Source organism: Olivibacter sp. EAT-5, from assembly GCF_044784325.1.
Lineage (GTDB): Bacteria > Bacteroidota > Bacteroidia > Sphingobacteriales > Sphingobacteriaceae > Olivibacter > Olivibacter oleidegradans.
In genome coordinates this window covers 57320-69919 of the sequence record NZ_CP173028.1, presented here as the reverse complement: position 1 = coordinate 69919, position 12600 = coordinate 57320, and the positions used below count along the sequence as shown (strand labels likewise).

Genomic DNA, 12600 nt, shown 5'->3' with positions numbered 1-12600 from the left:
TGGGAGAAAGTGGAAGATTTATCTAATTTTACATTTGATTATTTGGATAAACTGTATAGATGGCTCATTTTCTCGGAGAATTTGAATGCAAGCTAGATACCAAAGGAAGAATGGTATTACCTGCCGGCCTCAAGAAGCAAATGCCTGAGGTGGAGCGGGAAGGGCTTGTTATTAACCGGGGGTTGGAAGCTCATCTAGTGATTTATCCAAGAAAGGAGTGGGATCGTATTATGGAGGAGTTGAGTAGGCTAAATACCTTCGAGCGTAAGACTCGGGAATTTGTGAGAAAATTTATGCGCGGAGCCACTGAACTTACTTTGGATGCTGCTAACCGGGTATTAGTACCCAAGCCTTTGTTAGAATACGCGGGAATTGACGGGGAGGTGGTCTTGGCGAGTCAGTTTAACAAGATTGAAATGTGGGCCAAAGATGCTTATGACGCGCAATGGGATGATGAAGGAGATGATTTTGCTGCTTTGGCGGAGGAGGTGATGGGGAATTTAAATAAAAGACTGGATGGATAATGGTTATCATTTACCGGTCATGTTGCAAGAATGCATCGAGGCACTTGCCATAAAGCCCAATGGCGTTTATGTAGACGTCACATTTGGAGGCGGGGGGCATTCGAGTGCTATTATCCAACATTTAGGTGAGGAAGGGAGACTCATTGCTTTCGACCAAGATCCGGACGCTTTAAATAATGCCCTGCCGGATGAACGGTTTACGCTGATTCATCAAAATTTTAGGTATTTAAAGAATAATTTGCGTTTACAGGGACTTAAACAAGTTGATGGGATTTTAGCAGATTTGGGTGTGTCTTCGCATCAATTTGATGAAGCGGAAAGAGGGTTTTCCATTCGTTTTGATGCAGACTTGGATATGCGAATGGATCGAGTAGGTGAATTAGATGCAAAAGGTATTTTGAATTCGTATTCCGAAGAGGATTTGCATCGCATTTTTGGGATGTACGGAGAAGTTCAAAATGCAAAAAGCCTGGCCAAGGTAATCGTGACAAGTCGTTTGTCGAGGCCTATTAATACGGTGTCTGACTTGAAGTCCATCGTATCGAAATTGGTTCCGAGGGGAAAGGAGAATAAGTACTATGCACAACTTTTTCAGGCCCTACGTATAGAAGTAAATAAAGAATTGGAGACCCTGCAAGAGTTTTTGGTACAGGCGCAAGCGGTTTTAAAGCCGGGAGGAAGGTTAGTCGTGATGTCGTATCATTCACTTGAAGATCGATTAGTTAAGAACTTTATGGCAAAAGGCAAATTTAAAGGGGAGGTTGAAAAGGATTTTTATGGGAATGAAATAAAGCCTTTTATGCTGGTGAGTCGAAAAGCCATTATTGCTTCGGAGGATGAAATAAGACAAAACAACCGAGCAAGAAGTGCTAAATTACGGGTGGCGGAGAAGTTAAATGGTTAAAGGTATGTTGAACAGGTACAAAAATGAAGGATTAAGTGAAGAGCAACAAGAGGCCTTGCAAAATGATGTAGAAGCGAAAGCAGATGAATCAAAGGACTTTCTGAAATCGCTGTTAACACCTAAAGGCTTTTCCGCGGCAAGGGCGGTTGCGGCGGTTCCTTTTATTGGTTATTTGGCACTTTTAGCTATTATATATATAGCCAATCGGCATTTTGCAGAAGACAGTGTACGTGAAATCGACACCTTGTCAAAAGAAGTAAAGTATTTGAGCTGGGAATATAAGTCGCTAAAGGCCGATCTCATGCTTAAGAGTACACAGAGTGAAGTGGCGAGGAAGGTTGATACGATCGGACTGAAGGCTTTGGTTGAGCCACCAAAGAAAATCGTTTTAGGGCAAGAAGATATTGTTAATAAATAAATGAATATTAGAACAGACATATTGTTGCGGGTGTACCTCTCCTTCGGGGCTATGGTTCTCTTTGCGGTGGCTGTACTATATAAAATGTTCAGCCTTCAGGTTGTACAGGGAGCGCATTGGCAGGCAATGGCAGATAGTTTGTCTACCCGCTATCAAACCATAGAAGCCACTAGAGGGAATATTTTTTCAGTAGATGGAAGTCTGCTTGCCACATCGGTACCGGAATATGATGTACGCATGGATATGATGGCGCCAGGTATTCTGGAAGACGATGTCTTTTATTCTAAAGTTGATTCATTAGCTGCGCGTTTGGCATCTTTCTTTCAGGATAAATCGGTTGAACAGTATCGACGTTTATTGCGTAAAGCCAGAAAGGATAAGAACCGTTATTTTTTGGTGAAGAGAAACGTGAGCTTTCAGGAAATGAAAGCCGTGCGTTCTTTTCCCATATTTAAATTGGGGAAATACAAAGGAGGGCTTATCGCGGAGCAAAAAAACAAAAGGATTTTGCCTTTCAAAACCTTGGCGGCCCGAACAATAGGTTATAAAAATGATAACGTGCAGCCCGTTGGTTTAGAGGGGGCCTACGCTGAGTATATGGACGGCGTTAGTGGGAGCAGGCTGGTACAACGAATTGCCGGCGGAAGCTGGATGCCTATCAACGAGGATACGGAAGTAGCTCCAACCGATGGAGCTGATATCATATCTACTATTGATATCAATATGCAAGATATTGCACAAAAGGCGCTCGAAAAACAGTTGATTGCCAGCGACGCAGATAATGGCTGTGTGATTTTAATGGAAGTAGCAACTGGGGAGGTGCGCGCTGTAGCGAATTTCACAAGGGTGGAAGAAGGTGTTTATAAGGAAAAGTTCAACTATGCCATTGCGCAAAGTTCTGAGCCCGGATCAACGTTTAAATTGGCCTCTTACATGGCGGCGATTGAAGATGGTAAGATTGATACCAGCGATATTGTAGATACGGAAGATGGAACATTTAGAGTCTATAGGCATACGATTCGGGATTCGCATAAAGGAGATGGCAAGATTTCAGTAAAGCGCGCCTTTGAAGTTTCATCTAATACCGCGGTCACCAAATTAATCTATAAATATTATAAAGATAATCCGTCTGCTTTTACAGATAGACTCTATGCAATGCATCTAAATGAGCCGCTCGGGTTACAAATACCGGGAGAAGGGCAACCTTTGATAAAAACGCCTAAAAGCAGATCGTGGAGCGGGTTAACGCTCCCTCAAATGGCTTATGGATATGAACTAAAGATAACGCCATTACAAATGCTTACGTTATACAATGCGGTCGCAAATAATGGTAAAATGATCGCCCCACTTTTTGTAAAAGAGATTCGGCGCTTAGGCAATACTGTAGAGAAGTTTGAGGCAAGAGTGATCAATGAGAAGATTGCTTCAGACCAAACGATTGCTAAAATGAGGGGAATGTTGGAAGGGGTCGTTGAAGAAGGAACCGCTAAACAGCTAAAAAATTCTCTTTTTAAGATGGCGGGTAAAACCGGAACAGCCCAAATGGCAGATGGAGCCGCCGGATATAAAACCAAAAGAAGGTATCAAGGGTCTTTTGCAGGATATTTCCCGGCAGATAACCCAAAATATTCGATGATTGTCGTTGTACAAAATCCAAGGAAGGGAGGGTACTACGCAACCACGATTGCCGCGCCTGTTTTTAAGGAAATTGCAGAAAAGGTATACGCAGGAGACAGTCGGATGTATCATGATTTTAAGAAATTGCAAATGGCTTCCGTACCAGCTGCTCCGCCGATTAAATATGGCTTTCAGAAGGATAGTCAATATGTATTCGGTGCTTTAGGGTTAAAGTCGACACAACACCTGAAACAAGATACGGCGAAAGTGTTGTTATCGGATGATCATCTACCGGAAGATAAAATCCCTGATTTGAAAGGGATGGGGCTTAAAGATGCCATGTATCTATTAGGCAATATAGGAGTAAAGACCTTTGTAAAGGGAAAAGGTAGAGTAGTTAAGCAATCTGTTAACCCCGGAGAGCTGGTAAATAAAGGTGGATTTATTACAATTGAGTTAGAATGATTTCGCTATCGAAAATATTGAATGGTGTATCTATAAAACAGGTTATAGGTAGCATGGATGTGACTGTTCATGCGGTACGTTTTGATTCCCGCCAGGTGGTAGATGGTGATCTTTTCGTTGCTGTCAGGGGAACTCTTACCGATGGTCATGTATTCATAGATAAAGCAGTTGCCCTGGGAGCTAAGATAGTGGTATGCGAGCAGCTACCTCAAGACCTTAGTGGGCACATTACCTATATACAAGTTGAGAATGCAGGCTTTGCACTAGGGTTGATAGCTGCTAACTTTTATGATAACCCATCCGCCAAATTGAAGTTAGTGGGCGTAACCGGCACGAACGGAAAAACGACGGTTGCGACGTTACTATATAAATTATTTATTGAACTCGGATTTAGAGTTGGCCTTATTTCGACTGTACAAAATAAGGTGAACGAGCGCGTCATTGAATCAACCCATACCACACCTGATCCGATAAGCTTAAATGAGCTTTTATGTGAGATGGTAAACAGTGGTTGTGATTATTGCTTCATGGAGGTTAGCTCGCATGCGGTTGCACAGCATCGAATTACAGGTTTGTCCTTTGTTGGTGGTGTTTTTACCAACTTAACGCATGACCATTTGGATTTTCACAAAACTTTTGATGCCTATCTAAAAGCGAAAAAGGCTTTTTTCGATATGCTGCCTAAGTCGGCTTTTGCCTTGGTGAATATAGATGATAAAAATGGAAGCGTCATGCTCCAGAATACCGACGCTTACAAAAAGACATACGGTTTAAAGAATATTGCCGACTTTAAAGGGAGGATTGTGGAAAGCCATTTCAATGGTATGCTAATGCAAATCGATACACGTGAAGTATGGATACGTTTAGTTGGTGCGTTCAATGCTTATAATTTGTTGGCAGTGTATAGTGTTGCCATTCTTTTGGAACAGGATACGACCCGAGTGTTAACGATTTTAAGCAGATTAACCGGAGCAGAAGGTAGATTCGATACGCTGGTTTCGGGTAACGGTGTTATTGGTATCGTGGATTATGCGCATACGCCTGACGCGGTGGAAAATGTCTTGCGAACGATTGTAGATTTGCGAAAAAATAAGGAACAAATAATAGCTGTATTAGGGTGCGGCGGAGATAGGGATAAGACGAAGCGACCCGAAATGGCGGCGGTAGCCGCAAACCTAAGTGATAAGGTGATTTTAACCTCAGATAACCCAAGAAGCGAAGATCCGCAACAGATTATTCGCGAAATGGAAGCTGGGATACCTGCCGATAAGAAAAGACATGTGTTTTCCATCACGGATCGCTATGAAGCCATCAAAGCAGCTGTTCATCTTGCACAACCGGGTGACATTGTTCTCATAGCGGGCAAGGGACATGAAAAATATCAGGAAGTTATGGGGGAAAAAAGACCTTTTGACGATAAAGCAATATTAAAGGATCTTTTTAAAGAGGTAAACGACTAATAATAAACAATATACCAAAGGGGATGCTGTATTATTTATTTACATATTTACATGATCATTTTAATTTACCTGGTGCCGGGGTATTCCAGTATATCTCCTTTCGCTTTGGTATGACCGTTATATTGTCCCTTATTATTACTACTGTTTATGGTGGTCGGCTTATCGGTCTGCTACGGAAAAAACAGGTTGGTGAAACGGTGAGAAGCTTAGGGTTGGAAGGCGAGACGCAGAAGCAAGGTACGCCTACAATGGGTGGGCTAATTATCATCGCCGGTATTCTTTTACCTACGCTGCTGTTTGCTAAGTTAGAGAACGTTTATATTATTCTAATGATCATTGCTACGGTCTGGATGGGAACCGTTGGTTTCATAGATGATTATATCAAAGTATTTAGAAAGAATAAAGAGGGACTCGCCGGAAAATTTAAGGTGGTTGGACAGGTAGGATTGGGAATTATTATTGCCTGGACAATGCATGATCATCCGTCTATTGTGACAAGACAGAAAGTGAATGGCCCAATAAAAGGTGAGAATATTGAAATGCAGCAAAACTTTGATGGTACGAAAAGCTATTACAACGTAGAAGTTAAATCTACAAAAACAAATATTCCTTTTTATAAGAATAACGAGTTTGATTATGGAAAGGTATTAAGCGTTTTTGGCGTTCCGGATGGAAAATATGCTTTTTTTGTTTTTTTAGCTTTCGTCGTATTTATCATTACCGCTGTGTCAAATGGTGCTAATATTACGGACGGCATTGATGGTTTGGCAACAGGTACATCCGCTATCATAGGTGCAACATTAGCCATTTTGGCCTACGTGTCGGGTAATAGCATTTTTGCCGATTATTTAAATATCATGTATATCCCCAATTCCGGTGAGCTAGTAGTGTTTGCGGGCGCCTTTGTTGGGGCTTGTGTCGGGTTTTTATGGTATAATTCCTATCCTGCTCAAGTCTTCATGGGTGATACCGGGAGCTTGGCTATTGGTGGCGTTATCGCTGCTTTTGCCATCATGATTCGTAAAGAATTACTCATACCTGTATTATGTGGCATCTTCCTCATTGAACTTGTATCAGTCATTATGCAGGTATCGTATTTTAAATATACAAAAAAGAAATTCGGAGAAGGAAGAAGAATCTTCTTAATGTCTCCGTTACATCATCACTACCAAAAGAAGGGCTATCATGAATCGAAGATCGTTACTCGATTCTGGATTGTCGGAATCATATTAGCTGTTATTACAATTGTAACGTTAAAAGTGAGATAATAACGAGATGGAGCATAGGAGTCATCATACACGTCAAAAGAAACCACTGCTAGTAATTCTGGGAGCAGGGGAAAGTGGTTTTGGTGCAGCTGTTTTAGGAATGAAACAGGGCTTTGACGTGTTTGTGTCGGATGGAGGCGAAATCAAAGAGATATATAAGAGTCAGCTAAAACATCATCGCATTCCATTTGAAGAAAAGGGGCATTCGATCGATAAAATTCTAGTCGCTGATTTAGTCATTAAAAGCCCGGGCATACCCGAAAAAGCAGGGATTGTACAAGCCTTAAGGAAACAAAGGATTCCTGTGATAGGAGAAATCGAATTTGCGGCACGTTATACGGATGCGAAGACCGTTTGTATCACTGGCTCAAATGGCAAATCGACAACCACGATGCTTACGTACCATATCCTCCAAAAAGCGGGTATCAACGTTGGCTTAGCGGGAAATATCGGGAAAAGTTTCGCCCTACAGGTCGCTACGGAACAATATGAGGTATATGTGCTCGAAATTAGCAGCTTCATGTTGGATGATATGTACGATTTTCGAGCTGATATTGCAGTGCTGTTGAATATAACGCCCGATCATTTGGACCGCTACGATTACAAAATGGAAAACTATGTTAATTCTAAATTTAGAATTACTAGAAATCAACGCGGGAACGACATCTTTATCTATTGTAAAGATGATCCGGAAACAAATAAAGCGCTGACCGCGAAAGAAATTAACGCAACAATGTATCCTTTTAGCTTGACAGAAGAGGTGCAATATGGGGCTTATTTGAATGAAGAAAAAGAAATAGTAATAACATTACCTAACCAGGAAAGATTTATCATGTCTATTAACGATTTAGCATTACAGGGAAAACACAATGTTTACAATAATATGGCTTCTGGAATTGTTGCCAAGGTTTGGGAGTTACGGAACGAGTCGATTCGGGAGAGTATGGGCGACTTTGTGAATATTCCGCATCGTTTGGAGCATGTAACCAAAATTTCCGGGATAGAATTTATAAACGACTCAAAAGCAACGAACGTAAACTCTGTATGGTACGCATTGGAGAGCTTACCAGGGAAAATTGTATTGATTATGGGAGGGGTAGATAAGGGCAATGACTATAGTATGCTTCGTGAATTGGTGCAAAGTAAAGTGCGCGGTATTGTTTGCCTAGGTAAAGATAATCGTAATATTCATAACGCTTTCGAAGCTGATACGGATGTAATTGTGAATACCCAAACAATGAGTGAGGCCGTTCAGATTGCTTATCATATTGCACAAAAAGGGGATACGGTGTTGTTGTCACCTGCTTGCGCCAGTTTCGACCTGTTCAAAAATTATGAGGACCGGGGCGATCAGTTTAAAGCGGCTGTGCGTGAGCTTTGAATAAATTGATTTATTTTATAATAACGAATTATGGAGCGTATATTCAATAAACTGAAAGGAGACAAATGGATTTGGATAATAGTCATATTATTATCCGTTTGGTCTTTATTGGCCGTTTATAGCTCTACAGGAACTTTGGCTTATAAAGAGGGGCGAGGAACTGAAACATACTTGATCAAACATTTTACGCTTATTTTTGCGGGCCTTATCCTGATGTATTTTTCCCATCTTTTGGATTATAGGTATTATGCGGGAATCTCAAAAATTTTGATGATCATTACCATCCCGCTTCTTTTGTATACCCTATTGTTTACCGAATCAGTGAATGATGCCAACAGGTGGGTTACCATTCCGGTTATTAACCAAACGTTCCAAACATCCGACATGGCTAAATTGGCGCTTATAACCTTTTTGGCTAGGATGTTAACTCGAAAGCAGGAAAATATAAAAGACGTAAAGAGAGCATTTATGCCTATAATGGGGTCAGTTTGCATTGTTATCATTCTGATTGCTATTGCAAACATGTCTACGGCCATTATGCTCTTTGCGGTGAGTATTTTATTACTTATTATCGGACGCATCAGTATTAAGCAAATAGCTTATGTAAGCGTAGCGGGTGTTTTCTTGCTTACATTAGTTGTGCTCTTAGGCCCTCGTCGACAAACCTATATATCCCGTGTAGAAACGTTTTTAGGCAAAGGTGAACCCGATCCGGATAAGGAGTTTCAGGCTAATCAGGCCAAGATTGCAATTGCGACCGGTGGCCTGTTTGGTAAAGGCCCCGGAAATAGTACACAGCGTAATATGTTACCTCACCCTTATTCTGATTTCATTTTTGCTATAATCATAGAAGAATATGGTGCCGTAGGAGGCGTCGTTTTGGCAGCTTTATATCTAGTATTTATGTATAGATGTATACGTATCGTTACGCAGAGCCCGAAAGCCTTCGGCGCCTTATTGGCTGCGGGCTTAGGTTTTAGTTTAACGATCCAAGCCTTTGGAAATATGGCTGTGGCCGTGGGGCTTGGGCCGGTAACAGGTGTGCCTTTACCCTTGGTGAGTATGGGGGGGACGTCGATTTTGTTTACCAGTGTGGCATTCGGAATTATTTTGAGTGTAAGCCGAAATATTGAAGAACTTAAGTCAAAAGGAAAGGAAAAGGAAACTAGGGGTAAAAAGGCAAATGACAAAGTGATTGTTGGTGAAATTCCGGCAATGGCATAAACTTAAAAGGTATGGAAAGCAAGACAAAACGTGTGATTATTAGTGGAGGAGGAACAGGAGGACATATTTTCCCTGCCATCGCCATTGCTAATGCGTTGCGACGTCTGGAGCCGTCTATTGAAATTCTATTCGTTGGTGCTAATGGGAGAATGGAGATGGATAAGGTGCCTGCCGCTGGCTATAAGATTATCGGTTTGGATATCCAAGGTATCAATAGGCAGTCGCTGCTTAAAAATATACTCCTACCTTTTAAATTGTGGAAAAGTATACAGCGGGCAAGAGCTATTATCCGAAATTTCCGCCCGGATGTAGTCGTCGGTGTGGGCGGTTATGCCTCGGGACCTTTATTGCATGCTGCCGGTCGACTGAATATTCCATATCTAATACAAGAGCAAAATTCATATGCGGGCATAACAAACAAGAAATTAGGAGCGAAAGCATCAAAGATATGTGTGGCTTTTGACGGGATGGATCGCTTTTTCCCCAAAGATAAATTGCTGATTACGGGAAACCCCATTCGACGTGATGCCGTTGATATTGTAGGGAAGGAGTTTGAGGCGAAAGAATTGTTGGGCTTAGATCACGATAAGAAGACGATTTTACTAACAGGCGGCAGTTTGGGTGCTCGAACGCTAAACGAAAGTATACTGAACGGTCTGCAAAAAATGCGTAAGGCTAATTTGCAGATTATATGGCAGTGTGGAAGCTACTATTATGAAAAAATGCAAGATGTGCTCAAAGACGATGGGTTGGAGGATGTTTGTTTGAAGCCCTTTCTCCACCGCATGGACTTAGCTTATGCGGCAGCTGACGTAATCGTTGCGCGGGCGGGGGCCGGCACAATTGCTGAATTATGTGCTGTTGGAAAACCGGCAATCCTGGTGCCGTCGCCAAATGTCGCTGAAGATCACCAAACAAAAAATGCGCTGGCATTGATCAAGAAAAATGCAGCGATTATGGTGGAAGATTTGAAGGCACAGGAAACATTAATGGACGAAGTGATTGCGTTAATAAAGGATAAGGAAGAATGTAAAGTTTTATCAGCAAATATAAAAAATTTGGCAAAAGTGGATGCTGATGAAGTAATCGCGAAAGAGGTTTTAGAACTTATTAAACTTAACAAATAACGGGCACGTAAAGGTTGACAAATGGAAAATACGGTATTGACAGCGATAAAACAAGTGTTCCTGATAGGTATAGGCGGTATCGGTATGAGTGCGCTCGCCCGTTACTTCCATCATAAAGGAATGCGTGTTTATGGCTATGACAAGACCGAAACTTCTTTGACAAGGCAATTGACAAGTGAAGGAATCAATGTTTTTTATAGCGATAACATAGACCTGATTGCGCCACCGTTTGTTGAAGATCGAGAGGGCAGTTTAGTGATTTATACACCTGCTGTTCCAAAAGATTTGGATTTGGTAGCTTTTTTTCAACGGCTGGGCTATCGCTTGTATAAACGATCTGAAATCTTGGGAAAGATAAGTGAGTCGCATTTTACGATAGCTGTGGCGGGCACCCATGGAAAAACGACGACAAGTAGTATGATTGCGCATATTTTAACAAGTAGCGGGCGCCCTTGTTCTGCATTTTTGGGTGGGATTGCAGCTAATTATAATACAAATTTACTGCTTGCGGATTCTGATTTATTCGTAGTAGAGGCGGACGAATTTGACAGGTCATTCCTTACGCTGCATCCCAATATTGCGGTGGTGACGGCGACTGATCCTGATCATCTTGATATATATGGCGATTCAGAACATATGTTAGAATCTTTCCGGCTTTTTGTAAATCAAGTAGCCAAAGATGGCAAACGTATTATTAAGGAAGGTTTGCACTTGCCAACAGATATTCGTTATGCAGTTGAAAAAAGGGCGGACGTATACGCAACAAATATCCAAATAAGGAATAAATGCTTTTATTTTGATTATCTGGGTTACAATAAATCCATTTTTGATATTAAGCTAGGTATTGCTGGCAAACATAATATTGAGAACGCCGTTGCAGCAATCACCGTTGCCAAGCTGTTGGGTATTGACGACGAGGCGATTAGCGGATCACTTGCTTCCTTTAAAGGAGTTAAGCGTCGTTTCGAATACATTGTAAATCGCGAAGACCAGGTTTACGTGGACGATTATGCGCATCATCCGGAAGAGTTGAGGGCTTGTTTGTCTGCTATGAAAGAACTGTATGGTGACAAGGAAATTACCTGCGTTTTTCAGCCCCATTTATTTACACGTACACGTGATTTCGTCGACGAATTTGCGGAGGTGCTGGGCTTGGCAGACGTTTTGTTATTAATGGATATATACCCTGCCAGAGAGCAGCCTATCGAGGGAGTGAATTCAGATTGGTTATTGAGTAAAGTGCAGTTAACACATAAGTATAAGCAATCGGCATCGGATGTGTTGGCTTATATAAAAAGGGAACGGCCGCCAGTGCTGCTTACTGTTGGGGCAGGTGATATTGATCTGTTAGTAAATCCAATAAAGGAGGTTTTGACAAATGTTTAATAGCATCAAAAAGATCAATTGGCGTCGGGTGACTTATTTATTCACCTGGGTGTTAGCCTTAGCCGGTTTTTTTGTGCTGATGGGGTTTATTAATACCAAAAAGAATGAGATAGCCTGTAAAGGAGTTAAAATTATTGTTCCCGGATCGCAGGCTTTTGTTTCGCAGGAAGATGTATTCGACATTATCGAAGAAAGCGAAGGTCCGCTGACAGGACACCTTTTGAAAAACGTGCCGATACACGAGTTAGAAAATAAGTTAGCGCAAAATCCTTTTATTCAAAGTGTAAAGGTTTTTACCGAGATGGACGGCATGGTGCATGTTAAAATTGAGCAACGGGAGGCCATCATGCGTATCATTAATAATGTTGGAAATGATTTTTATATTGATAAAGAAGGTGTCAAATTTCCCACATCTAAATTGTACGCACCGCATATCATAGTTGCAAATGGGAATGTATCAGAACGTTTTGATGGAAAAAGAGATACCGTTCGTTCCACACTCGTAAAGGATTTATGCAAGGTGGCTGATTTTTTAGGAAAGGACTCGTTATGGAACAGTCAGGTGGAGCAGCTATATGTAAATGAAGAACAAGATATCGAAATTGTGCCTAGAGTAGGAAACCAAAAGATCGTTTTGGGTAACGCTGATTCGTTGCCGAATAAATTTAACAGGTTAATGGTCTTTTATAAGCAAATTATTCCGAAGGCAGGATGGGGAACTTACAAGACCGTGAATTTAAAATTTGCAAATCAAATTGTTTGCGAGAAGGCAGATAGTATTATACAGAAGGAAAAAAATAATAAACAGCATATTAACACGCATTAG

At 41.4% G+C, this 12600-nt stretch carries 11 protein-coding genes; all 11 read left to right on the top strand.

Annotated elements, in window-relative coordinates; genetic code table 11:
- Window positions 1-59 precede the first annotated feature (59 nt).
- Genes mraZ through ACH11B_RS00255 form a run of 11 tightly spaced genes read left to right on the top strand, consistent with a single transcriptional unit; the run spans window position 60 to window position 12600 of the window.
- On the top strand, window positions 60-524 hold the full coding sequence (gene mraZ, locus ACH11B_RS00305; protein ID WP_013663392.1) for a division/cell wall cluster transcriptional repressor MraZ: 465 nt from the start codon (window positions 60-62) through the stop codon (window positions 522-524).
- On the top strand, window positions 517-1428 hold the full coding sequence (gene rsmH / locus ACH11B_RS00300) for a 16S rRNA (cytosine(1402)-N(4))-methyltransferase RsmH (protein ID WP_377610204.1): 912 nt from the start codon (window positions 517-519) through the stop codon (window positions 1426-1428). Before mraZ ends, rsmH begins: the two co-directional genes overlap by 8 nt.
- 4 nt (window positions 1429-1432) lie before the next feature.
- Complete coding sequence (locus tag ACH11B_RS00295; protein WP_013663390.1) at window positions 1433-1846, top strand: FtsL-like putative cell division protein; 414 nt, start codon at window positions 1433-1435, stop codon at window positions 1844-1846.
- A complete protein-coding gene (locus ACH11B_RS00290) occupies window positions 1847-3928 on the top strand; it encodes a penicillin-binding protein (protein ID WP_013663389.1) in 2082 nt (693 codons plus the stop codon).
- Window positions 3925-5388, top strand: coding sequence for a UDP-N-acetylmuramoyl-L-alanyl-D-glutamate--2,6-diaminopimelate ligase (locus tag ACH11B_RS00285; protein WP_149106255.1), 1464 nt, complete (start codon window positions 3925-3927; stop codon window positions 5386-5388). Before ACH11B_RS00290 ends, ACH11B_RS00285 begins: the two co-directional genes overlap by 4 nt.
- Window positions 5389-5411: 23 nt before the next feature.
- Window positions 5412-6656 (top strand): phospho-N-acetylmuramoyl-pentapeptide-transferase, encoded by a 1245-nt coding sequence (gene mraY / locus ACH11B_RS00280; RefSeq protein ID WP_013663387.1) that lies wholly within the window; start codon window positions 5412-5414, stop codon window positions 6654-6656.
- 7 nt (window positions 6657-6663) lie between these two features.
- Window positions 6664-8037: a UDP-N-acetylmuramoyl-L-alanine--D-glutamate ligase gene (gene murD / locus ACH11B_RS00275; RefSeq protein WP_130858328.1), complete on the top strand. Its 1374-nt coding sequence runs from the start codon at window positions 6664-6666 to the stop codon at window positions 8035-8037.
- Between the two features lie 30 nt (window positions 8038-8067).
- Window positions 8068-9261, top strand: a complete 1194-nt coding sequence (locus ACH11B_RS00270; RefSeq protein WP_130858329.1) for an FtsW/RodA/SpoVE family cell cycle protein — start codon at window positions 8068-8070, stop codon at window positions 9259-9261.
- Between the two features lie 11 nt (window positions 9262-9272).
- Window positions 9273-10388, top strand: coding sequence for an undecaprenyldiphospho-muramoylpentapeptide beta-N-acetylglucosaminyltransferase (murG, locus tag ACH11B_RS00265; RefSeq protein ID WP_130858330.1), 1116 nt, complete (start codon window positions 9273-9275; stop codon window positions 10386-10388).
- A gap of 21 nt (window positions 10389-10409) precedes the next feature.
- Window positions 10410-11774, top strand: coding sequence for a UDP-N-acetylmuramate--L-alanine ligase (murC, locus tag ACH11B_RS00260; protein ID WP_130858331.1), 1365 nt, complete (start codon window positions 10410-10412; stop codon window positions 11772-11774).
- A complete protein-coding gene (locus ACH11B_RS00255) occupies window positions 11767-12600 on the top strand; it encodes a hypothetical protein (RefSeq protein WP_013663382.1) in 834 nt (277 codons plus the stop codon). The genes murC and ACH11B_RS00255 overlap by 8 nt, the downstream gene beginning before the upstream one ends.